Genomic DNA, 23,688 nt, shown 5'->3' on the forward strand with positions numbered 1-23,688 from the left:
GTTAGCCCGGAGTCGACACCATGCATCCCCGCATCCTCGAGGTAACCGACCGCCTGATCGCCCGCAGCCGCGCCACCCGCGAGCGCTACCTGGCGCAAATGGCCGCCGCCGACAGCCAGGGCCCGCACCGCGGCGCACTGCAATGTGCCAACTTCGCCCACGGTGTAGCCGGTTGTGGTTCTGCCGAAGACAAACAGCGCCTGCGCCTGATGAACGAAGCCAACGTCGGCATCGTCACCGCCTACAACGATATGCTTTCCGCGCACCAGCCTTATGAACACTACCCGGAACTGATCAAGCAGGCATTGCGCCAGGTCGGTTCGGTGGGCCAGGTGGCCGGCGGTGTGCCGGCGATGTGTGACGGTGTGACCCAGGGCGAGCCGGGCATGGAACTGAGCCTGGCCAGCCGCGAAGTGATCGCCATGTCCACGGCCGTGGCGCTGTCGCACAACATGTTCGATGCGGCGATGCTGCTGGGCATCTGCGACAAGATCGTGCCGGGGCTGATGATCGGCGCGCTGCGCTTCGGCCACCTGCCGATGATCTTCGTGCCGGGCGGGCCGATGCCCTCGGGCATTCCCAACAAGGAAAAGGCCGAGGTTCGCCAGCTCTACGCCGAGGGCAAGGCGACCCGCGAGCAGCTGCTCGAGTCGGAGATGAAGTCCTACCACAGCCCGGGCACCTGCACCTTTTACGGCACTGCCAACACCAATCAGGTGGTGATGGAAATCATGGGCCTGCACCTGCCGGGCTCGTCCTTCGTCAACCCGTACACGCAGCTGCGTGACGCGCTGACCGCTGAGGCGGCCCACCAGGTGGTGCGCCTGACGCGTCAGGGCGGCGAATACACGCCGCTGTGCCGGATCATCGACGAGAAGGCCATCGTCAATTCCGTGGTGGCCCTCAACGCCACCGGCGGCTCGACCAACCACACGCTGCACATTCCGGCCTTCGCCCGGGCTGCCGGCATCCAGCTGACCTGGCAGGACATGGCCGACCTGTCTGCCGTCACCCCGACGCTGGCCAAGGTCTACCCCAATGGCCAGGCCGACGTGAACCACTTCCATGCCTGCGGTGGCGTGCCGTTCATGGTGCGCACGCTGCTCGAAGCTGGCCTGCTGCACGAGGACGTCTACACCGTCGCCGGTCACGGGCTGTCGCGCTACACCCAGGAGCCGTTCCTCGATGGCGAGCGGCTGGTCTGGCGCCAGGGCCCGGAGCAGAGCCTGGATCGCAACATCCTGCGCAGCGTGCCGGAAGCCTTCTCGCCCGAAGGCGGTCTGCGGGTACTGACCGGCAATCTCGGTAATGGCGTGGCCAAGGTTTCGGCGGTAGCGCCGGAGCATCAGGTGGTCGAGGCGCCGGCACGGGTGTTCGAAACCCAGGTCGATCTGGCCGAAGCCTTCAAGGCCGGCGAGCTGGAGCGCGACTTCGTCGCCGTGGTGCGTTTCCAAGGGCCGAAGGCCAATGGCATGCCGGAGCTGCACAAACTCACGCCGTACCTGGGCATCCTCCAGGATCGCGGCTTCAAGGTGGCGTTGGTTACCGATGGGCGCATGTCCGGCGCGTCGGGCAAGGTGCCAGCGGCCATTCACGTCAGCCCCGAGGCCTGGGATGGCGGGCCGCTGGCGCGGGTGCGCGACGGTGACCTGATCCGCGTCGATGGCGTGACCGGGCATTTGCAGGTGCTGGTCGACGACATCGCCTGGAACGCCCGCGAGATCGCGCCGCGCCCGCAAGGCACTGGCGTCGGTTGTGGCCGTGAGCTGTTCGCCTTCATGCGCGCCGCCTTCAGCCCTGCGGAAGAGGGCGCCAGTGCTTTTACCGCCGAACTGGATTCGCTGCGATGAGCCTGGCGCTGGTTGGCGACATCGGTGGCACCAATGCGCGGTTTGCTCTGTGGCGTGATGGCGGCCTGCAGTCGGTCCGGGTGTCGGCGACAGCCGATCACGCCACCGTCGAGCAGGCCATCGCCGCTTACCTGGCTGCCGAAGGTTTGGCGCTCGGCGACGTAGCGACCATCTGCCTGGCCTGTGCCGGGCCGGTGGAGATTGACCCGTTCCGCTTTACCAACAATGCCTGGCGCATCGATCGCAAGGCTTTCTGTGCCGAGTTGCAGGTGCGCGAGCTGCTGCTGATCAACGATTTTTCCGCCATGGCCCTGGGCATGACCTGTCTGCAGGACGATGAATACATCACTGTCTGCCCGGGCGTGGCGCAGCCGGGGCGCCCGGCGGTGGTGATCGGTGCCGGCACCGGTCTGGGCGTCGGTACCTTGCTGAGCCTGCCCGATGGCAGCTGGCATGCCTTGCCGGGTGAGGGCGGCCACGTCGACCTGCCAGTGGGCAGCAACCGCGAGGCGTTGATCTGGCAGGCGCTGCATCGCCAGCTCGGGCACGTCAGCGCCGAGGCCGGTGCGCTCAGTGGCAATGGGCTTCTGGCGCTGTACCGCGCCACCTGCGCGGTGGATGGCCAGCCGGCTTCTTTGCAGAGCGCGGCCCAGGTCACCCGTGCGGCGCTTGAGGGGGAACCGTTGGCGGTCAACGTGCTGGAGCTGTTCTGCTGCTTGCTTGGTCGGGTCGCCGGCAACAACGTGCTAACGGTGGGGGGGCGCGGCGGGGTGTATATCGCCGGTGGTATGGTGCCGCGCTTCGCCGACTTCTTCATGGCCAGTGGCTTCTCGCGTAGCCTGCGCGACAAGGGCTGCATGAGTGATTACTTCGACGGCCTGCCGGTATGGCTGGTGACTGCACCGTACCCCGGCCTGGTCGGCGCGGGCGTGGCCGTGGAGCAGCATCTGCAGAGGAACTAGCCCGCCAATAACCGTGTCTAGCATCGCCAATAACAACAAGGATTAACGATGTGAGCCCAACCGGAAAATCGATCTTGCTGGTCGATGACGATCAGGATATTCGTGAACTGCTGCAAACCTACCTCGGCCGTGCCGGCCTGCAGGTACGTGCCGTGGCCGATGGCGTCGGGTTTCGCGAGGCGCTGTGCGAGGGCGGTGCGGACCTGGTGATTCTCGACGTGATGTTGCCCGACGAGGACGGCTTCAGCCTGTGCCGATGGACGCGCGGGCACCAGCGCTTCGCCCAGGTGCCGATCATCATGCTCACCGCCAGCTCCGACGAGGCCGACCGGGTCATCGGCCTGGAGCTCGGCGCCGACGATTACCTTGGCAAGCCGTTCAGCCCGCGCGAGCTGCTGGCGCGTATCAAGGCGTTGCTGCGCCGGGTGAATTTCGCCCAGGAGCGTGGCGCCGAGGTGCTGGCCTTCGATGACTGGCGCCTTGACATGGTCAGCCATCGGCTGTTCCACCTGGACGGTGAAGAAGTGCTGCTGTCGGGTGCCGACTTCGCGCTGCTCAAGCTGTTTCTCGATCACCCGCAGCAGATCCTCGACCGCGACACTATCGGCAATGCCACCCGTGGGCGCGAAATGATGCCGCTGGAGCGCATCGTTGACATGGCGGTGAGTCGCCTGCGTCAGCGTTTGCGTGACACCAGCAAGCCGCCACGGCTGATCCGCACCGTGCGTGGCAGCGGCTACCAACTGGCCGCCGCAGTGACCGCCCGGGCTGGCAATGCGCGCTGACTGGCGTCGGCTGGTGCCGATTCCACGCTCGTTGCTGGGCCGCATGTTATTGCTGACGTTGCTGGCCGTGCTGGCCGCGCAGACACTGTCCAGCGCCATCTGGCTGTCGCAGTTGCGCGCCACCCAGCTTGAAGGACTGGTAACCGCAGCGCGCAGCCTGGCCCATTCGATGTCGGCCAGCGTGCGTTATTTCCGCTCGCTGCCGGTGGCCTACCGGCCCATGGTGCTCGACCAGTTGCGCAGCATGGGCGGCACCCGTTTCGTGGTCAGCCTCAACGACCGACCGCTGTCGATGCAGCTGTTGCCCGACACGCCGCGCAAGCTGGCGGTGACCGAGGCGGTAAGCGACGTGCTGCGCGCGTCCCTCGGCAAGAGTGCGGATATTTCCGTGACCTTCGTCAGCCCGGACGACCTGCGTATCTTCAATGGCGGCCTGAAGCTCGATGAGCTGCCGCGCTCCTGGGCGCATTACGCCCTGACCCTGGAGCCGGTCAATCCGCCGGTGCTGGTCACCCAGATCCAGCTGGCGCCCGGCGAGTGGCTGTATATCGCCTCCTTGCTGCCCGAACCCTATACCAGCCTTGAGGAGCCGGTGCTGCCGACCCAGCAGCTGTGGTTCATCCTGCTCAGCAGCGGTTTTCTGCTCCTGTTCATCGGCATTCTGGTGCGTTGGCAGAGCCGGCCGCTCAAGCGCCTGGCGCGGGCTGCGCGGCATATGTCGCTGGGCGCCGATATCGAGCCGGTGGTGGAGGGCGGTGGGCGCGAAGTGGTCGAGGTGGCGCGCGCCTTCAACGCCATGCGCGAGCGTATCAGCCGCTACCTGACCGAGCGCGCCCAGCTGTTCAGCGCCATTTCCCACGACCTGCGCACGCCAATCACGCGGCTGCGCCTGCGCGTCGAGCTTCTCGACGACGAGAAGCTGCAAACCAAATTCGGCCGCGATCTCGACGAGCTGGAGTTGCTGGTCAAAGGTGCTCTGCAGTGCGTGAAGGACACCGACATCCACGAGAACATCGAATCGGTGGACCTCAACCACTTGTTGCATTGCCTGGTCGAGCCGTACCTGGCATCGGCGGGCAACGGCCGCGTGACCCTGCAAGGCGAGGCCCGCGCGGCTTATCTCGGCAAGCCACTGGCGCTGCGACGCTGCATCGGTAACCTGATCGACAATGCGCTCAAGTACGGGCACCGCGCCCATCTGCATGTCGACGATAACGATGAGGCCTACGTGCTGCGTGTCGACGACGAGGGACCTGGCGTGCCCGAGCAGCGCCTCGAGCAGGTATTCGAGCCGCACTTTCGCCTGGCTGGGCAGCAGCAGGGCTACGGCCTGGGCCTGGGTATCGCGCGCAACATTGCCCACAGCCATGGCGGCGAGGTGACCCTGCAGAACCTGCGTGAAGGTGGCCTGCGGGTGACGCTGTGCCTGCCACGGATAGCGGATTGAATGTCACCGCCTGGTGACAAAGCCGCAAGCCTTCGTTACCTGGGCCGCCTCGCTGGGCCAGTAGACTCGGCTCGAACGACAGCCCACGAGCCGGCCGGGCAGATTGCCCCTGGATGCCGGCTGGTTTGCATGGAATAACAATAATGACCACATCCCCATTACCCGCTGACAGCTGGCTGGTCGAGCCTGCTCACCTGGCCTGGCTTAACGCCGAAGGCCTGCGCCTGCTGCCGTTTGCCCGGGCCTCCAGGGTCGAGGATGGCTTCGCCGCCCTCGATGGAAAAGGCCAGCTGACGGCAGATGCCATCGCCGAGCTGATCCATACCACCCGCATGACCCACTGTTTCGCCCTGGCCCATCTGCAGGGTATCGCCGGCTATGATGCGCTGGTCGATCACGGCATTGCCGCCTTGCAGGGCAAGTTGCGCGATGAAGTGGCCGGTGGCTGGTTCGTCGATGCCAGCCGCAGCGGCGATAAGACCGCCTACCTGCATGCCTTCGTGGCGCTGGCTGCCAGCTCCGCCCAGGCTGCCGGCAGGCCAGGTGCCGAGGCACTGCTGGCCGAGGCGATCAGGATTCTGGAAACGCATTTCTGGAGCGAGGAAGAGGGCGCGCTGCGCGAAAGCTTCAGCCGCGATTGGTCGCAGGAAGAGCCGTACCGCGGCGCCAACAGCAACATGCATGGCGTGGAAGCCTTTCTCGCCCTGGCTGATGTCACCGGCGACAGCCTCTGGTTGCAGCGCGCGCTGCGTATCGGCGAGCGGCTGATCCATCAGCATGCCGCCGCCCGCGGACATGCAGTGGTCGAGCATTTCGACCGCCATTGGCAGGCGCTGCCGGAGTACAACGCCGACAATCGTGCCGATCCATTCCGGCCCTACGGCAGCACGCCAGGGCATAGTTTCGAGTGGGCACGGCTGCTGTTGCATCTGGAGGCAGCCCTGCAAAATGCCGGGCTCGCTGCTCCAGGCTGGCTGGTCGACGATGCTCGCGGCCTGTTTGCCAGCGCCTGCCGCGATGCCTGGCATGCCGATGGCGCGCCGGGGCTGGTTTACACCCTCGACTGGCAGGCGCAACCGGTAGTGCGCGCACGGTTGCACTGGGTGCAGGCCGAAGCCAGTGCAGCCGCCGCGGCGCTGTTGCGACGCACCGGGGAGACCGAGTACGAGCAGTGGTACCGATGCTTCTGGGAGTTCACCGGCCGGCATTTCATCGATCTGCACCATGGCAGCTGGCACCACGAGCTCGACCCGAGCAATCGGCCCGCCGCCAGTATCTGGCCCGGCAAACCCGATCTGTATCACGCCTACCAGGCCGTTCTGCTACCCCGGCTGGCACTGGCGCCGAGCCTGGCCACGGCCTTTTCGCGCATGTAACGAGGCGGTGACATTTATGCATCGCTTCGTTACCTGTGCGCCCGCCAACCCTGATTACACTCCCTGCAACGCAAGCACCATGACTTGCCGCTAACAACAAGAAAGGTACTTCGATGAACGCGATCACCCGTCTCGCTACTGCCGTTTCTCTCGCCTCGCTGTTTCCCCTCACCGCACTGGCGGCCGACTCCAAAGGTACGGTCGAAGTCGTGCATTGGTGGACGTCCGGTGGCGAAGCGGCAGCCGTGAAGGTTCTCCGTGAGCTGGTCGAAAAAGACGGCTACACCTGGAAAGACAGTGCTGTGGCCGGTGGTGCGGGTTCGGCTGCCATGACCGTACTCAAGACCCGCGTGGTCTCCGGCAACCCGCCAGGCGCTGCACAGATCAAAGGCCCGGACCTGCAGGAGTGGGGCGCGCTGGATCTGCTCGCACCGCTGGATGACGTGGCCAAGGCCAACAACTGGGACGGCCTGCTCTCGAAAACCGTTTCCAACACCATGAAGTACGACGGCCACTACGTCGCCGTGCCTGTGAACATCCACCGCGTCAACTGGCTGTGGATCAACCCGGCGGTGTTCAAGAAGGCCGGCATCGACAAGGCGCCGACCACCCTGAAAGAGCTGTACGCTGCCGGCGACAAGCTCAAGGCCGCCGGCTTCACGCCGCTGGCCCATGGCGGCCAGCCGTGGCAGGACAGTACCGTGTTCGAAGGCCTGGTGCTCGGCATCATGGGCGCCGAGGGTTACCACAAGGCGTTCGTCGAGAACGACGAGGCGACCCTGACCAGCCCGCAGATGACCGAAGTGTTCACCGCGCTGAAAAAACTCTCCACCTACATGGACGACAACCGCGCCGGCCGTGACTGGAACCTGGCCACTGCCGAGGTCATCGACGGCAAGGCCGGCATGCAGATCATGGGCGACTGGGCGAAAAGCGAGTGGACCGCCGCCGGCAAGGTGGCAGGCAAGGACTACCAGTGCGTACCGATGCCGGGCACCGCTGGCAGCTACACCTACAACATCGATTCGCTGGCCATGTTCAGGCTGAAGAAAGAAGGCGACATCGCTGCTCAGCACGCGCTGGCACGTATCGCCCTGGAGCCCGAGTTCCAATATGTGTTCAACGAGAACAAGGGCTCGATCCCGGTGCGTTCGGACCTCGACATGAGCAAGTTCGACAGCTGCGCCCAGGCGTCCATGAAGGACTTCAAGGAGGCCGACAAGGCCGACAAGCTGGAGCCGAGCATGGCCCACAGTATGGCCACCAACCTGGCGGTGCAGGGGGCGATCTTCGACGTGGTCACCAACTTCATGAGCGACAAGAACGCCGACCCGAGCAAGGCCGGCGCGCAGATCGCCGCGGCGATCAAGTCCGCGCAGTAGCGTGAAGCGGGCCGCTGCCCAGCGGCCCGCCTGATTTCACCATCCGTTGGTGCGCCAGGCACTGCGCCTGTCGCCGGCGGAGTTCGTCCCGACTTTCTCTACACACGGTAGGCCCGATGAGTGTCACGACGGTAATCGGCAAGGCTTCACCCTTCGATGCGCTGCAGCGCTGGCTGCCCAAGCTGGTACTGGCGCCCACCATGCTGGTGGTGTTGGTGGGGTTCTATGGCTACATCCTGTGGACGGCGGTGCTGTCGTTCACCAATTCGAGCTTCATGCCCAGCTACAAGTGGGTGGGCCTGCAGCAGTACATGCGCCTGCTGGACAACGACCGCTGGTGGGTGGCCAGCAAGAACCTGATGGTGTTCGGTGGCATGTTCATCGGCATCAGCCTGGTCATTGGCGTGTTGCTGGCCGTGCTACTCGATCAGCGCATCCGCCGCGAGGGCTTCATCCGCACCATCTACCTGTACCCCATGGCGCTGTCGATGATCGTCACCGGTACCGCCTGGAAATGGCTGCTCAATCCGGGCCTGGGCCTGGACAAGCTGTTGCGCGACTGGGGCTGGGAAGGCTTTCGCCTGGACTGGCTGGTGGACCCGGATCGGGTCATCTACTGCCTGGTGATCGCCGCCGTGTGGCAGGCCTCGGGCTTCGTCATGGCACTGTTCCTGGCCGGGCTGCGCAGCGTCGACCAGTCGATCATTCGCGCCGCCCAGGTGGATGGGGCCAGTCTGCCGACCATCTACCTGCGCATCGTGCTGCCGAGCCTGCGGCCGGTGTTCTTCAGTGCGGTGATGATCCTCGCCCATATCGCTATCAAGAGCTTCGACCTGGTGGCGGCGATGACCGCCGGCGGCCCTGGCTATGCCTCCGACCTGCCGGCGATGTTCATGTACAACTTCACCTTCAGCCGCGGCCAGATGGGCATCGGCTCGGCCAGTGCGATGCTGATGCTCGCCGCCATCCTGGCGATTCTGGTGCCGTACCTCTACTCGGAATTGCGAGGCAAGCGCCATGACTAGAGCCTTCAGCCCAAGCCGCCTGGCGATTCATGCCACCCTGTTGTTCGCCGCGGCGCTGTACCTGGTGCCGTTGGTGGTGATGCTTCTGACCAGCTTCAAGACCCCCGAGGACGTGCGCGCCGGCAACCTGCTGTCGCTGCCCGATGTGTTCACCCTGATCGGCTGGGTCAAGGCCTGGGACGTGGTCGGCGGGCACTTCTGGAACTCGGCGAAAATGGCCATTCCGGCGGTGCTGATCTCCACGGCGATCGGTGCGCTGAACGGCTACGTGCTGTCGATGTGGCGCTTCCGTGGTTCGCAGCTGTTCTTCGGATTGCTGCTGTTCGGCTGCTTCCTGCCGTTCCAGACCATCCTGCTGCCGGCCTCGTTCACCCTCGGCAAGTTCGGCCTGGCCAACACCACCACCGGCCTGGTGCTGGTGCACGTTGTGTACGGCATTGCCTTTACCACGCTGTTCTTCCGCAACTTCTACGTCAGCGTGCCGGATGCCCTGGTGAAGGCGGCGCGCCTGGATGGCGCCGGGTTCTTCACCATCTTCGGGCGCATCCTGTTGCCGATGTCGCTGCCGATCATCATGGTTTGCCTGATCTGGCAGTTCACCCAGATCTGGAACGATTTCCTGTTCGGCGTGGTGTTCGCCAGTGGCGACGCCCAGCCGATCACCGTGGCCCTCAACAACCTGGTGAACACCAGCACCGGGGCCAAGGAATACAACGTGGACATGGCCGCGGCGATGATCGCCGGGCTGCCGACCCTGCTGGTGTACATCGTGGCGGGTAAATATTTTCTGCGCGGCCTCACCGCCGGCGCGGTTAAGGGCTGAAAGCCCTGCTTTCAGAGGTGGAGAAGTAAATGGCAACGCTCGAATTGCGCAACGTCAACAAGTCCTACGGCAGCGGCCTGACGGACACGCTGAAAAGCATCGATCTGAAGATCGACGATGGCGAATTCCTGATTCTGGTCGGCCCCTCGGGCTGCGGTAAATCCACCCTGATGAACTGCATCGCCGGGCTGGAAAACATCAGCAACGGCGCCATCCTCGTCGACGACGCCGACATCAGCGGCATGAGCCCCAAGGATCGCGACATCGCCATGGTGTTCCAGTCCTACGCGCTGTACCCGACCATGAGCGTGCGCGACAACATCGCCTTCGGTTTGAAGATGCGCAAGATGTCGCCGGCGGCCATCGACGAGGAAGTGGCGCGCGTCGCCAAACTGTTGCAGATCGAACACCTGCTGGCGCGCAAGCCCGGCCAACTCTCCGGCGGCCAGCAGCAGCGCGTGGCCATGGGCCGGGCCCTGGCGCGGCGACCGAAGATCTACCTGTTCGACGAGCCGCTGTCCAACCTCGATGCCAAGCTGCGCGTGGAGATGCGTACCGAAATCAAGCTGATGCATCAGCGCCTGAAAACCACCACGGTGTACGTCACCCACGACCAGATCGAGGCCATGACTCTGGGCGACAAGGTCGCAGTGATGAAGGAGGGCGTGATCCAGCAGTTCGGCACGCCACAGCAGATCTATAACGACCCGGCCAACCTGTTTGTGGCCAGTTTTATCGGTTCGCCGCCGATGAACTTCGTGCCGGTGCAGCTGCAGCGTCGGGCCGGCCAGGTGTGGGCCATCCTTGCGTCATCCGAGGGGCGCTGCGAGTTACCGCTGGGTGAATTGCCTGAGGGTGCCGAACAGCGCGAGCTGCTGCTGGGCATCCGCCCGGAGCAGGTGCAACTGGCAGCTACCTCTGCCCAGGCCAATACGTTGAGCGCACGGGTTGAGGTTACCGAGCCCACCGGGCCGGACACCCTGGTTTTCGTCACCGTCAATGACAGCAAACTGTGCTGCCGCCTGGCGCCCGATCAGGCGCCGCCGGTAGGCCAGCGCCTGGAGCTGCAGATCGATGCCTCGCGGGCACTGCTGTTCGATGCCAAGAGCGGTGAGCGTGTACGGCCGCGGGCCAGCATCGCGCAAGCAAACAATGTCACCTCGCTAACGAATCGTTGAGAAGGAGCCGGCGTCGCGGTCCTGATGCCGGCATTGCAAAAGCGGTAACAACAATAAAAAACTGCAGGAGAGGATATGAAACGATCAGCAGGTATCGGCCTGGCCATGGCGCTGGGCTCCCTGACACTGCCGGTTACAGGCATGGCGACGGAATTTTCCGGCTACGTGCGCAGTGGTGCCGGCACGGCCGATGGCAACGGCAGGCAGTCATGCTTCCAGCTGCCGGGTGCGCGTTCCAAGTACCGCTTGGGTAACGAGTGCGAGCACTACGCCGAGCTGGATCTGCGCCAGGATCTGTTCACCCTCGATGATGGCTCGGTACTGAGCATCGAGGGCATGGCGCAGCTGTTCAACGAGTACGGCCACACGCCGAAATTCACCGGCGACCACGGCACTGCACGGATGAACCAGATGTACGCCGAGTGGAGCAACATGCCGGCACTCAACGGCGGTTCGCTGTGGGCCGGGCGACGCTTCTACAAACGTAACGACATCCATATCTCCGACTTCTACTACTGGAACCAGAGCGCCACCGGTTTCGGTATCGACGAGATGAAGATCGGCGATTACAAGTACAGCTACGTGTTCTCGCGTAAGGACAGCTACGACCAGAAGGAATACATCAACCGCCATGACTTCAACGTCGGCGGCTTCGTGACCAACCCGGGCGGCGAGATCGAGGTGGGTGTCAGCTACATCGACAAGCCATCGTCGGTTGAGGATTCGAACAGCGGCTGGGCGGTGACCGGCCAACACGTGCAGAAGAACTTCCTCGGCCTGGGCGGCGACAACAAGCTGGCCCTGCAATACGGCGAAGGCCCGGGCACCGGCCTGGGCTACACCGGCGATCCGACCCTGGATCGCGGCGCCAAGAGCTGGCGCGTGGTGGAGTTTTTCGACTTCCAGATGACCCCGCGACTGGGTGGCCAGGTGCAGGCCGTGTACCAGAAGGACAAGCGTGAAGACGGCGGCGACCAGGACTGGTGGTCGGTGGGCGGGCGTACCAGTTATGCCTTTACCCAGCAGTTCAAGCTGGTTGGCGAAATTGGCCATGACCAGGTGGACGCATCCGGCGGCACCCGCAAGCTGAGCAAGTTCACCGTCGCGCCAACCTGGTCGCCGAATGGCCCTGGCTTCTTCGAGCGCCCGGAAATTCGCCTGTATTACACCTACGCCACCTGGAACAAGGCCGCGCAGGAAGCGGCGAACCTGCTGGCTGAAGGCTCGGCCCTGTCCGATACCGGCGCTTTCGGTAGCGCGCGCAACGGCTCGAACTTCGGTGTGCAGGTCGAGTACTGGTGGAAGTAGGGCGCTAAGGCCTTTGCGTCTGCGTGATCCCGGTGGTGGGTTACGCAGCGTGCCGGGATCGTGTTGAGTCATTGTAAGCGTTCTGGCGCCGCTCCATCCACCCTACGGTCCCCCATCCCGTAGGGTGGGTGGAGGCGCTGAACGTTATCGTTGGCCTTGGCTCGGTCTTTGTGCGCCGCAACCCACCATCGATATCGGCGTCGAGGCAGGCCTCAACCCGGCTCTTCGTTGGCCGGATAACGGCTGGCGTTGAGGCTTTCCTTGATCTTGCGCAGGTGCGGCTGGAAATCCGCGCCACGGCGCAGGGTCATGCCGGTTGCCAGCACATCGAGCACGGTGAGCTGGATGATCCGTGAAGTCATCGGCATATAGATGTCGGTGTCTTCGGGCAGCGGGATGTGCACGCTCAGGCTGCACGCCTGGGCCAATGGCGAGCCGGCGGCGGTCAGGCCGAGCACCGAAGCGCCATTTTCCCGAGCCAGGCGCGCCACCTCGACCAGCTCGCGGGTACGGCCGGTATAGGAAATGATCACGAACAGATCACCCGTATGCGCCACCGAGGAGAGCATGCGTTGCATCAGCACGTCCGCGTGGGCGGATACCGCGAGGTTGAAGCGGAAGAACTTGTGTTGCGCATCCAGGGCCACGGGAGCCGAGGCGCCGAGGCCGAAGAAGTGGATCTGCCGGGCCTGGATTAGCAGGTCGACGGCGCGACTGATCAGGTTCGGATCGAGGCTCTGGCAGGCGCTGTCCAGCGAGGCGATGGCGCTGCCGAAGATCTTGCGGGTATAGGCCTCGGGACCGTCGTCAGCTTCCACCGCGCGGCTTACATAGGCTGCGCCGCTGGCCAGGCTCTGCGCCAGTTGCATTTTCAGTTCCGGGTAGCCGTTGACGCCGAACGAGCGGCAGAAACGGTTGACCGTCGGCTCACTGACCTGGGCGGCCTGGGCGAGGGCGGCGATGCTCAGGCGAGTGGCCTGCTGCGGGTTGAGCAGGATCACTTCGGCGACCTTGCGTTCGGCCTTGTTCAGGCTGTCGAGGCGGCCCTGGATCTGTTCGAGGAGGTTGCGCACGCGATCCATTGTTGTCCTTGTTCGATGAAATGCCGGGTTATCCTAAGCCGGGGCTGGCTTACTGGCTACTCGCCCGACGTACTCTATGGATATGTTGTGTTTATTACTACATTCATGGTTGCGAAATGGCCAATTACCCGCTATCAATAGGGCAACTTTAGAAGAACAAAGATCATGTCGATGATTCCCGTTGAGCCTTGTACCCTCGCTCTGTTCGGCGCCCTCGGTGACCTGGCATTGCGCAAACTGTTCCCCGCCCTCTATCAGCTCGATCGTGCCGGGCTGCTGCACGAGGATACCCAGCTGCTCGCCCTGGCACGCGAGGGGGGTGATCCTGCAACGCACCTGAGCACCATCGATAGCCATCTGCGCCGTTACCTGCCCGCTCCCGAGCTGGACGAAGCGGTGATGCAGCGCTTTCAGGGGCGCCTGCGTTACCTGAGCATGGAGTTTCTGCCGCCTGATGCGTATCCGCAGCTGGCCGAAGCGGTCGGTAAGGGGCGCCAGCTGATCGCCTATTTCGCCACGCCCGCTTCCGTATATGGCGGCATCTGCGCCAACCTCGCTGCGGTGGGCCTGGCCGAGAACACCCGGGTGGTGCTGGAAAAACCCATTGGCCATGACCTGGCGTCATCCCGTGCGGTCAACGATGCAGTGGCGGCTTACTTTCCGGAAACCCAGGTCTATCGGATCGACCATTACCTGGGCAAGGAAACGGTGCAGAACCTCATCGCCCTGCGTTTTGCCAACAGCCTGTTCGAAACCCAGTGGAACCAGAACCACATCACCCACGTGGAAATCACCGTGGCGGAGAAGGTCGGCATCGAAGGTCGCTGGGGGTATTTCGACAAGGCTGGCCAGCTGCGCGACATGATCCAGAACCACCTCTTGCAACTGCTTTGCCTGATCGCCATGGACCCGCCCGGCGACCTGTCGGCCGACGCCATCCGTGACGAGAAGGTCAAGGTGCTCAAGGCCCTGGAACCGATGACCGCCGAGCAGCTGTCGCGCCATGTGGTGCGCGGCCAGTACGTGGCCGGCACCAGCGATGGCAAGCCGGTGCCCGGTTATCTGGAAGAAGAGAATTCCAACGCCCAGAGCGACACCGAAACCTTCGTCGCCCTGCGCGCCGACATCCGCAACTGGCGCTGGGCCGGCGTGCCGTTCTACCTGCGCACCGGCAAGCGCATGGCGCAGAAGCTGTCGCAGATCGTCATCCACTTCAAGGAACCGCCGCACTACATCTTCGCGCCAGAACAGCGCCAGTTGATCGGCAACAAGCTGATCATCCGCTTGCAGCCGGACGAGAGCATTTCCCTGCAGGTGATGACCAAGGATCAAGGCCTGGACAAGGGCATGCAGCTGCGCAGCGGCCCGCTACAGCTGAACTTCTCCACCACCTACAAGAGCGCGCGGATTCCCGATGCCTACGAGCGGTTGCTGCTGGAAGTGATGCGCGGCAACCAGAACCTGTTCGTGCGCAAGGACGAAATCGAGCACGCCTGGCAGTGGTGCGATCAGTTGATCGACGGCTGGAAAAAACTCGGCGACCCACCCAAACCCTATGTCGCCGGCACCTGGGGGCCGATGAGCTCCATCGCCCTGATCACTCGTGACGGGAGGGCCTGGTATGGCGATCTCTGACCTCGATTTTCCCGTGGGCGTGGTCGCCCGCAGTCACAGCGATTCCGCGCAGCTGGCTCAGGCGTTGGCCGAGAACGTCGCCGGTGCGCTGCGTGACGCCATCGACAGCCACGGCCAGGCGACCCTGGTGGTCTCCGGCGGGCGTAGCCCTATCGCCTTTTTCAAGGCGCTTTCGCAGCAGGCCTTGCCCTGGAGCAAGGTGCTGGTGAGTCTGGCCGACGAACGCTGGGTGCCGGTCAGCCACGAAGACAGCAACGAGGCGCTGGTGCGCCGCCACCTGCTGCAGGGCCCGGCTGCCGAAGCCCGATTGCTGGGGCTGTACCACAGCGCCGGTAGCCTCGAGGAGGCCGCCAGGCTGACCGAGCAGGCACTGACTGATTTACCGAGCATCGACGTGCTGATCCTCGGCATGGGAACCGACGGTCATACCGCCTCGTTGTTTCCCAATAGTCCCAATCTGGATGAAGCCATGGACCGCGACGGTTCCCGGCGCTGTTTGCCGATGCTGGCGCCGAGCGTGCCCCATCAGCGTTTGACCCTGACCCTGCCAGTGCTCAAAGCTGCGCGCCTGCAGATTCTGTCGATCGAAGGGCAGGGCAAGCTCGAGGTGCTGGCGCAGGCGATGCAGCAGCCAGATCAACGAAATATGCCGATCAGCGCGTTTATCGACGCGCCGCTGGAAATTTATTGGTGCCCGTAGGCCATAGGAATAACAACATGACACAAGCCATCAGCCGCCCAGCTCCGAGCATGGCGGAAAAGATCGACAGCATTGACGCGCTTTGCGCCCGTGCGCGGATCATGCCGGTGATTACCATCGCCCGTGAGGAAGACATTCTGCCGCTGGCCGACGCCCTGGATGCCGGCGGCCTGCAGGTATTGGAAATCACCTTGCGCTCGCCCCATGGTCTGACCGCCATTCGCCGTCTGCGCGAAGAACGCCCGCACCTGTGCGTAGGCGCCGGCACGGTGCTCGATCGCCATATGTTGGCAGCGGTGGAAGAGGCCGGCGCCCAGTTCATCGTCAGCCCCGGCTCCACCGACGATCTATTGCGTGCCGCGCTGCAAAGCCCGGTGCCGATGCTGCCGGGCGTGGCCAGCGCCTCGGAGATCATGGTTGGCTACGCCCTGGGCTATCGCCGCTTCAAGCTGTTCCCGGCGGAAGTCTGTGGCGGCACCGCGGCGCTCAAGGCGCTGGGTGGGCCATTCGGTGATATCCGTTTCTGCCCGACTGGTGGCGTCAGCACTGCCAACCTGCAGCGTTACATGGCATTGCCCAACGTGATGTGCGTGGGTGGCAGCTGGATGCTCGACAGCAGCAACGGCTGGGACGCGGTACGTCAGGCCAGCGCCGAGGCGCTCGCCCTGCTGGACTGAGTTGTGGCCCGCACCCCCGGTGCGGGCCCACCCTGAACACGCCTGTCGCCGGCTCGATGCCTCTGTCGAACCGGCGTCGTCATTTCCGAGGTTCGCCAATGACCCTGCGCATCAGCAAAGACACCCGCCTGTGCATGTCGCTGTCCGGGCGGCCGGGTAATTTCGGCACGCGCTTTCAGAACTACCTGTACCGCGAGCTGGAGCTGGATTACCTGTACAAGGCCTTCACCACCACTGACCTGCCAGCGGCCATTGGCGGCATCCGCGCCCTTGGCATTCGCGGCTGTGCGGTGTCGATGCCGTTCAAGGAAGCCTGTATCGAGTACCTCGATGGCTTGCACGACTCGGCAGCGACGCTGCAGTCGGTCAATACCATCGTCGCCGATGATGGCCGCCTGACCGGCTACAACACCGATTACAGCGCAGTCGTGAGCCTGCTCGGCAAACACGGCGTACCGCGCGACACACGCTATGCCTTGCGCGGTAGTGGCGGCATGGCCAAGGCGGTGGGCTGCGCGTTGCGTGACAGTGGCTTTGCCAGTGGCTGCATCGTCGCCCGAAACCAGGCAGCGGGCAGGGCGCTGGCCGAGCAGTGCGGCGTGCAATGGCGCGAGGTGCTGGGCGACGAGCCGGCGGAGTTGCTGGTCAACGTCACGCCCCTGGGCATGCGCGGTGCCGAGGCCGACCAACTGGCCTTCGACGAGCCGGCGGTGGTTGCCGCACGCTGGGTATTCGATGTGGTCGCCGTACCGGTGGAAACCCCGTTGATTCGCCTGGCCCGCTCATTGGGCAAGCCGGTTATCACCGGCGGCGAAGTGATCGTGCTGCAGGCCGTCGAGCAATTCGTGCTGTACACCGGCGTGCGCCCGGATGACGAGCTGATCGAGCGGGCTGCGCGCTTCGCGCTTGCTGACTAATAGCACCTGCCTCCTGCCGCGTTCTGACCGGGCCCCTGAGCCCGGCCATTTAAAGTTTGCACTTTCCGTTTCCCTGCCAAGTCGTAAAAGAGGTAGGGCATGGCGCTGCGACGAGCGCTTTGCCAGACGCTGGCTTCGCCGCAGCGCCATGCCCTGCATCCGAACGGAACGCCTTACCCAGGCTTCCGATGCCAGGCGCGCCGCTATCCGTTGGCCGCCGACAGACAAGCAAGGAGATAGCCATGGGCTTGGGAACCATACTGCTGATCATTCTGATCCTGATGCTGATTGGTGCCATCCCGGCATGGCCGCACAGCCGCAGCTGGGGCTACGGGCCTACCGGCGGCCTGGGACTGGTGCTGGTCATCGTGCTGGTGCTGCTGCTACTGGGCTACATATGAGCCAGCGCCTGCATCGCTGATGCAGGCGTCGCCGTCGGCGGCTCAAGCCGCTGACGGTGGCTCAGTTCCTGAAGGACCCGCCACACCCCCTCATTTCTACTTCCGGAGGTCGCCTGCTTGGATCTGGTGATTGCACGGCCCGAAGGCCTGTATTGTCCTCCTGGAGATTTCTATATCGACCCCTGGCGCCCCGTCGAGCGCGCCGTCATCACCCACGGCCATGGTGACCATGCACGTACCGGTAGCGCCCATTACCTGGCCGCGGCGCCGGGCGAGGGCATTCTGCGTACCCGGCTGGGGCGCGACATCAACCTGCAGACCCTGGCCTACGGCGAGACCATCGATCACCACGGCGTCACACTGAGCTTTCATCCCGCCGGCCATGTGCTGGGTTCGGCCCAGGTGCGACTCGAATACCGCGGCGAAGTCTGGGTAGCCTCGGGCGATTACAAGGTCGAGCCGGACGGCACCTGCGATCCCTTCGAGCCGGTGCGTTGCCATACCTTCATCACCGAGTCGACCTTCGGCTTGCCGATCTACCGCTGGCAGCCCCAGGCGGAGATCTTTGCCGGCATCAACGACTGGTGGCGGCAGAACCAGCAGGCCGGGCGGGCCAGCGTGCTGTTCTGCTACGCCTTCGGCAAGGCGCAGCGCATCCTGCATGGCATCGATGAAAGTATCGGGCCGATTCTCGGCCATGGCTCCATGGAACCGCTGCACCAGGTCTACCGTGATGCCGGTGTCTACCTGCCGTCGACACGCTACGCCGGCGATGTGCCCAAGGGCGATCCGCTGCTGCGCCAGGCGTTGGTGCTGGCGCCGCCGTCGGCCGGAGGCAGCAGCTGGATAAAGCGTTTTGGCGATTACAGCGATGCCTTCGCCAGTGGCTGGATGCTGCTGCGCGGTACCCGTCGGCGCCGCGGCGTGGATCGCGGCTTCGTGCTGTCCGATCACGCCGACTGGCCAGGGCTGCTGTGGGCCATCGAGCAGACCGGTGCCGAGCGGGTGATGGTCACCCATGGCTCGGTGAACATCCTGGTTCGCCACCTGCGCGAACAGGGCCTGGATGCCCAGGCGTTCGCCACCGAATACGGTGAAGAAGACGACGCGGTTATGGAGCCGAGTTCATGATCGCCTTCGCGCAGCTGTATGCGCGCCTCGACGCCACTACCTCGAGCAATGCCAAGCTGGCTGCCCTGCAGGATTACCTGCGCGATGCCGAACCGGCCGATGCGGCCTGGGCGGTGTACTTTCTCGCCGGCGGCCGGCCGCGCCAGCTGGTGCCGTCGCGGCAGTTGCGCGAGCTGGCGATGCAACGCGCCGGCCTGTCCGAGTGGCTGTTCGAGGAAAGCTATTCGGCGGTGGGTGACTTGGCGGAAACCATCGCCCTGTTATTGCCCGAGGCCACCTCGACCTCCGGGGATGGGCTGGCCGTATGGGTCGAGGACAAGCTGCTGCCGCTGCGTGGGCTACCGCCCGACGAGTTGGCGATGCGCCTCGATGCGCTGTGGGCGCAGCTCGACCGGCAATCGTTGATGGTCAGCATCAAGCTGATCACCGGGGCCTTTCGCGTGGGTGTTTCCAAACTGCTGGTGACTCGCGCGTTGGCTGCGGTGGCCGAGGTCGATGCCAAGCGCGTCGCCCAGCGTCTGGTCGGCTACACCGACCTGTCGAACCGGCCCACGGCAGCCGCCTATGAGCGGCTGATCGCCGCCGAGTCGGATGACGAACATGCTCAACGTGGTGGCCAGCCATACCCATTCTTTCTCGCTCATCCGCTGCAGCGCCCGCTGGAGGAGTTCGACGCCAGCCTGGGCTCGCCGGCCGACTGGCTGATCGAATGGAAGTGGGACGGTATTCGTGCGCAGCTGGTCAAGCGCGACGGCCAGTTGTGGGTCTGGTCGCGCGGCGAGGAGCTGATCAGCGAGCGCTTTCCCGAGTTGCAGGAATTGGCGCCGCTGTTGCCGGACGGCACGGTGATCGACGGTGAGCTGGTGGTCTGGCGGCACGCTCCGCAGGCTACCGCTCAGCAGGGCGAGTTGATGGCCCATGCTGCCGATGAGCCTGCCGAGCGCCTCAACGATCAGGTCGAAGAGCAGCTCGAGCAATTCGGTATCCAGCCGTTCGCCCTGTTGCAGCAACGCATCGGCCGCAAGACCCTGAGCCGCAAGCTGCTCGAAGAAGTGCCGGTGGCCGTTCTCGCCTACGACCTGCTGGAGTGGCAGGGCGAGGACTGGCGCAGCCGCCCGCAACACCAACGCCGCGCGCAGATGGAGCAGGTGGTGGCCAGCTGCGCCAGCCCGCGGCTGATGCCGTCGCCGTTGCTGCACGGCGCTACCTGGCAGGCCCTGGCGCAACAGCGCGAGGCCTCACGCTCGCTGGGTGTCGAGGGCATGATGCTCAAGGGGCGCGAGGCGGCCTATGGCGTCGGGCGCAGCAAGGACGTCGGCGTCTGGTGGAAGTGGAAGATCGATCCGCTGAGCGTCGATGCCGTGCTGATCTATGCCCAGCGCGGCCATGGCCGCCGCGCCAGTCTGTACAGCGATTACACCTTTGCCGTCTGGGATGGTGCGCCGGGGGATCCCGAGCGGCGCCTGGTGCCATTCGCCAAGGCGTACTCCGGGCTGACCGACGAGGAAATGCGCAAGGTGGATGCCATCGTGCGCAAGACCACGGTGGAGAAGTTCGGTCCGGTACGTAGCGTGACGCCAAGCCTGGTGTTCGAGCTCGGCTTCGAAGGCATCGCCCGCTCGCCCCGGCACAAGAGCGGCATTGCCGTGCGCTTTCCGCGCATGCTGCGCTGGCGCCACGACAAAGGCGTAGAGGAGGCCGATACCCTGGCCTTGCTGCAGGAGTTGCTGCAGTGAGTCTGGCCAGCAGTTGGCTGCGCCGCAACGGCTGGAAGGCGTTCGACTTTCAAAAGCAGGTCTGGCAGGCGGTCATGGATGGGCAGAGCGGCTTGCTGCATGCCTCGACCGGCGCCGGCAAGACTTACGCGGTGTGGCTGGCGGCACTCAATCGATTCGCCAGCAAGACAGAGGCGAAAAAAACGGTCAGCGCCAAGCGTACACCGCCAGCGGCGCCCCTCACGGTGCTGTGGATCACGCCGATGCGCGCCCTGGCTGCTGATACGTTGCGGGCTCTGCAGGCGCCAGTCGAAGGCCTGGAAATACCCTGGACCATCGGTATGCGCACCGGCGATACCGGCAGCACGGAGCGTCAGCGCCAGGCGCGGCGTCTGCCCACCGCCCTGGTCACTACCCCGGAAAGCCTGACCCTGCTGCTGACTGGCGCCGACGCGAAGGCACAGTTCGCCCACGTCGGCATGCTGGTGGTGGACGAGTGGCACGAGCTGCTTGGCAACAAGCGCGGTGTGCAGCTGCAGTTGGCGCTGGCGCGGTTGCGTCAGTGGAATCCACGGCTGATCGTCTGGGGCCTGTCGGCAACCCTTGGCAATCAGCCTCACGCCATGCAGGTGCTGCTTCCCGGCGGCGACGGTTGCCTGGTGCGCGGTGAGCAGGGCGGCAAACCGCAGATCGATACGCTGCTGCCGGCTGCCATGGAGCGCTTTCCCTGGGCTGGGCACCTGGGCTTGCGACTGTTGCCGCAGGTCGTTGAGGAGCTGGAAAGCAGCAGCGTCACCCTGGTATTCACCAACACTCGCTCGCAGTCAGAGCTCTGGTACCAGGCGCTGCTCGACGCGCGCCCGGATTGGGCTGGGCTGATCGCCTTGCACCATGGTTCGCTGGCCCGCGAAGTGCGCGACTGGGTCGAGGGCGGCCTCAAGCAGGGCAAGCTCAAGGCAGTGGTTTGCACTTCGAGCTTGGACCTGGGCGTCGATTTTCTGCCGGTCGAGCGCGTGCTGCAGATTGGCTCGGCCAAGGGCGTTGCCCGGCTGTTGCAACGCGCCGGCCGCTCCGGCCACGCGCCTGGCCGCACGTCGCGTATCACCCTGGTGCCGACCCATGCGCTGGAAGTGATCGAGGCCGTTGCCGTGCAAGACGCGGTGGCGGCAGGGCGCATCGAGGCTCGGGAATCGCCGCATCAGCCGCTGGACGTACTGGTTCAGCATCTGGTCAGCGTGGCGTTGGGCGGCGGCTTCCGCCCTGACGAGCTGCTGCATGAAGTACGCAGCACCTGGGCGTACCGCAATCTCGACGATGCGCAGTGGCGCTGGGCCCTGGCATTCGTGCGCCAGGGCGGCGAGTCGCTTAGCGCCTATCCCGATTATCAGCGCGTGGAGCCAGACGAAGAGGGCATCTGGCGGGTACCCAGTCCGCGCCTGGCGCGTCGCCACCGGATGAGTGTGGGCACCATCGTCAGCGATGCCAGCGTGACCGTGAAATGGTGGGGCAAGGGCGGCGGTGGCGGTTCATTGGGCAGTGTCGAGGAAGGCTTTATCGCGCGCTTGCACCCTGGCGACGTGTTCCTGTTTGGTGGGCGGCCTCTGGAGCTGGTGCGCGTCGAAAACATGACCGCTTACGTCAAGCGCAGCAACGCCAGCAAATCCAGTGTGCCGCGTTGGAACGGCGGGCGCATGCCGCTTTCCAGTGCGTTGGCCGAGGCAGTGGTGGTGCGTTTTGGCGAGGCCTCGCAGGGCCGCTTCGAGGGCCCTGAAATGCGCATGCTGCAACCGCTGCTGGAGGTGCAGGCTGGTTGGTCGGCGTTGCCGGAGCCTGGCACCTTGTTGGCGGAAACTCTGCATTCGCGCGAAGGCTGGCATCTGTTTCTATATCCCTTTACCGGGCGCAATGTGCACCTGGGCCTGGCCAGCCTGCTCGCCTGGCGGTTGGGGCAACGGCAACCGCTGAGCTTTTCCATCGCGGTCAACGATTACGGGCTTGAGCTGCTGTGTGCCAGCGAGGTGGATTGGGCCGGCCTGCTTGGCGGCGACCTGTTCGATGATCGCGACCTGCTGCACGATGTACTCGCGAGCCTGAACGCTGGCGAACTGGCGCAACGGCGGTTCCGCGAGATCGCACGGATCGCCGGCCTGGTATTTGGCGGCTATCCCGGCGCGGGCAAAAGCCTGCGTCAGGTGCAGGCGTCCAGCGGCCTGTTCTTCGATGTGTTCCGCCAATATGACCCGAAGAATCTCCTGCTCACGCAAGCTCATGATGAAGTGCTTAGCCAGGAGCTGGATGTCCAGCTCCTGCAGAAAACCCTGGCCGATATGCGCGCCGCACGCTTGAACTTGCACGCGCTGCGCCGGGCTACGCCGCTGGCTTTCCCCTTGATGGTCGAGCGTTTTCGCGAGCGCCTTAGCTCGGAAAAACTCGCTGACCGCATCACCCGCATGCTTGGTGAACTGGAACGCGCTGCCGGGCCAGGCCCCAAGGTGTCTGCCACGCCGCTGGTCGAGGTCGAGCCAGCTGCACGGCGCCGCGAGCGTAACCGCAAGGATGGGCGCCCACGGAGCAAGGCCAAGAGCAGCGCTACATGAATGGCGCGCCGCACCTGGCGGTGGACATAGCCGGAGAAACCCTGTGGCTGCTGGCCGACAAGGCCCTGTACTGGCCGGCCAGGCAGGCGCTGCTGATCGCCGATGCGCACTTTGGCAAGGCCGCCACCTATCGGGTGCTCGGCCAGCCGGTTCCCCAGGGCACCACGGCGCGCAACCTGCAGCGCCTCGACCAGCTGTTGCACGATTATCCTACCCGCCAGCTGATCTTTCTCGGCGACTTCCTGCATGCCAGGCCGGCCCGCAGCGGCAGCACCCTGGCCGCCTTGCAGGCCTGGCGAGCTCGCCAGGCCGACCTGCAGATCCTGCTGATACGTGGCAACCATGATCGCAGCGCCGGTGATCCGCCGGCAGAGCTGGGGATCGAGGTGGTGGGCGAGCCCTGGACGATGGGGCCATTCGCCCTATGTCACGAACTGATGAGTTGCCCAGGCCTGCACGTGCTGGCTGGCCATCTTCATCCGGTGTTCGTGTTGCGCGGGCGAGGGCGGGACCGGTTGCGCATGCCGTGCTTCAGCGTCGAGCCGGCTGGGACGTTACTGCCGGCGTTTGGCGAGTTCACTGGGGGATTGGCGATCGAGTCGGTACCTGGGCGGGCTATTTATGGCGCACTCGACGGTGCGGTATGGCAGCTCGTCTGAAAAAACGTGTGGCAAATCGCCACGGTCCGCAAGGCGGA

20 protein-coding genes are annotated in these 23,688 nt (G+C 64.7%); 19 read left to right on the forward strand and 1 reads right to left on the reverse strand.

Annotated elements, in window-relative coordinates; translation table 11 throughout:
* Nucleotides 1-20 precede the first annotated feature (20 nt).
* From edd to BUC40_RS18875, 10 genes are all read left to right on the forward strand, one after another.
* Nucleotides 21-1,850 carry a phosphogluconate dehydratase gene (gene edd / locus BUC40_RS18830; protein WP_073267718.1) on the forward strand — a complete coding sequence of 610 codons (1,830 nt, stop codon included), beginning with the start codon at nt 21-23 and terminating at the stop codon, nt 1,848-1,850.
* Nucleotides 1,847-2,812, forward strand: a complete 966-nt coding sequence (locus BUC40_RS18835; protein ID WP_073267719.1) for a glucokinase — start codon at nt 1,847-1,849, stop codon at nt 2,810-2,812. Before edd ends, BUC40_RS18835 begins: the two co-directional genes overlap by 4 nt.
* A gap of 50 nt (nt 2,813-2,862) precedes the next feature.
* A complete protein-coding gene (locus BUC40_RS18840; protein ID WP_073267720.1) occupies nt 2,863-3,597 on the forward strand; it encodes a response regulator in 735 nt (244 codons plus the stop codon).
* Nucleotides 3,587-5,044 carry an ATP-binding protein gene (locus tag BUC40_RS18845; RefSeq protein ID WP_073267722.1) on the forward strand — a complete coding sequence of 486 codons (1,458 nt, stop codon included), beginning with the start codon at nt 3,587-3,589 and terminating at the stop codon, nt 5,042-5,044. The genes BUC40_RS18840 and BUC40_RS18845 overlap by 11 nt, the downstream gene beginning before the upstream one ends.
* A gap of 143 nt (nt 5,045-5,187) precedes the next feature.
* Complete coding sequence (locus BUC40_RS18850) at nt 5,188-6,420, forward strand: D-mannose isomerase (RefSeq protein WP_073267724.1); 1,233 nt, start codon at nt 5,188-5,190, stop codon at nt 6,418-6,420.
* 113 nt (nt 6,421-6,533) lie between these two features.
* Nucleotides 6,534-7,802: an ABC transporter substrate-binding protein gene (locus tag BUC40_RS18855; protein WP_073267726.1), complete on the forward strand. Its 1,269-nt coding sequence runs from the start codon at nt 6,534-6,536 to the stop codon at nt 7,800-7,802.
* A 116-nt stretch (nt 7,803-7,918) separates the two neighbouring features.
* Complete coding sequence (locus tag BUC40_RS18860) at nt 7,919-8,827, forward strand: carbohydrate ABC transporter permease (protein ID WP_073267728.1); 909 nt, start codon at nt 7,919-7,921, stop codon at nt 8,825-8,827.
* Nucleotides 8,820-9,650, forward strand: coding sequence for a carbohydrate ABC transporter permease (locus BUC40_RS18865; protein WP_073267730.1), 831 nt, complete (start codon nt 8,820-8,822; stop codon nt 9,648-9,650). The genes BUC40_RS18860 and BUC40_RS18865 overlap by 8 nt, the downstream gene beginning before the upstream one ends.
* Before the next feature lie 29 nt (nt 9,651-9,679).
* Nucleotides 9,680-10,828 (forward strand): ABC transporter ATP-binding protein, encoded by a 1,149-nt coding sequence (locus BUC40_RS18870; protein ID WP_073267732.1) that lies wholly within the window; start codon nt 9,680-9,682, stop codon nt 10,826-10,828.
* A 75-nt stretch (nt 10,829-10,903) separates the two neighbouring features.
* Nucleotides 10,904-12,136, forward strand: coding sequence for a maltoporin (locus tag BUC40_RS18875; protein ID WP_073267734.1), 1,233 nt, complete (start codon nt 10,904-10,906; stop codon nt 12,134-12,136).
* A gap of 212 nt (nt 12,137-12,348) precedes the next feature.
* Here the strand turns inward: BUC40_RS18875 and BUC40_RS18880 are convergent, their stop codons facing one another.
* A complete protein-coding gene (locus BUC40_RS18880; protein WP_073267736.1) occupies nt 12,349-13,218 on the reverse strand; it encodes a MurR/RpiR family transcriptional regulator in 870 nt (289 codons plus the stop codon).
* Between the two features lie 165 nt (nt 13,219-13,383).
* Here BUC40_RS18880 and zwf point away from each other — a divergent pair, with 165 nt between their 5' ends.
* The 9 genes from zwf (at nt 13,384) to pdeM (ending at nt 23,650) form a co-directional block, all read left to right on the forward strand.
* Nucleotides 13,384-14,853 carry a glucose-6-phosphate dehydrogenase gene (gene zwf, locus BUC40_RS18885; protein ID WP_073267738.1) on the forward strand — a complete coding sequence of 490 codons (1,470 nt, stop codon included), beginning with the start codon at nt 13,384-13,386 and terminating at the stop codon, nt 14,851-14,853.
* Nucleotides 14,840-15,553, forward strand: a complete 714-nt coding sequence (gene pgl, locus BUC40_RS18890) for a 6-phosphogluconolactonase (protein ID WP_073267740.1) — start codon at nt 14,840-14,842, stop codon at nt 15,551-15,553. Before zwf ends, pgl begins: the two co-directional genes overlap by 14 nt.
* A 17-nt stretch (nt 15,554-15,570) precedes the next feature.
* Nucleotides 15,571-16,230 carry a bifunctional 4-hydroxy-2-oxoglutarate aldolase/2-dehydro-3-deoxy-phosphogluconate aldolase gene (locus tag BUC40_RS18895; protein ID WP_073267742.1) on the forward strand — a complete coding sequence of 220 codons (660 nt, stop codon included), beginning with the start codon at nt 15,571-15,573 and terminating at the stop codon, nt 16,228-16,230.
* Between the two features lie 98 nt (nt 16,231-16,328).
* Nucleotides 16,329-17,147 (forward strand): shikimate 5-dehydrogenase, encoded by an 819-nt coding sequence (locus tag BUC40_RS18900; RefSeq protein ID WP_073267744.1) that lies wholly within the window; start codon nt 16,329-16,331, stop codon nt 17,145-17,147.
* Between the two features lie 242 nt (nt 17,148-17,389).
* Nucleotides 17,390-17,548: a DUF3309 family protein gene (locus BUC40_RS18905; protein WP_004373322.1), complete on the forward strand. Its 159-nt coding sequence runs from the start codon at nt 17,390-17,392 to the stop codon at nt 17,546-17,548.
* Between the two features lie 117 nt (nt 17,549-17,665).
* A complete protein-coding gene (locus tag BUC40_RS18910) occupies nt 17,666-18,679 on the forward strand; it encodes a ligase-associated DNA damage response exonuclease (RefSeq protein ID WP_073267746.1) in 1,014 nt (337 codons plus the stop codon).
* Nucleotides 18,676-20,415 (forward strand): ATP-dependent DNA ligase, encoded by a 1,740-nt coding sequence (locus BUC40_RS18915; protein WP_073267748.1) that lies wholly within the window; start codon nt 18,676-18,678, stop codon nt 20,413-20,415. The genes BUC40_RS18910 and BUC40_RS18915 overlap by 4 nt, the downstream gene beginning before the upstream one ends.
* On the forward strand, nt 20,412-22,991 hold the full coding sequence (locus tag BUC40_RS18920; protein ID WP_073267750.1) for a ligase-associated DNA damage response DEXH box helicase: 2,580 nt from the start codon (nt 20,412-20,414) through the stop codon (nt 22,989-22,991). Before BUC40_RS18915 ends, BUC40_RS18920 begins: the two co-directional genes overlap by 4 nt.
* On the forward strand, nt 22,988-23,650 hold the full coding sequence (pdeM, locus tag BUC40_RS18925) for a ligase-associated DNA damage response endonuclease PdeM (RefSeq protein ID WP_073267752.1): 663 nt from the start codon (nt 22,988-22,990) through the stop codon (nt 23,648-23,650). The genes BUC40_RS18920 and pdeM overlap by 4 nt, the downstream gene beginning before the upstream one ends.
* The last annotated feature ends 38 nt before the right edge of the window (nt 23,651-23,688 follow it).

Source organism: Phytopseudomonas punonensis (assembly GCF_900142655.1).
In the GTDB taxonomy this organism is placed as follows: domain Bacteria; phylum Pseudomonadota; class Gammaproteobacteria; order Pseudomonadales; family Pseudomonadaceae; genus Aquipseudomonas; species Aquipseudomonas punonensis.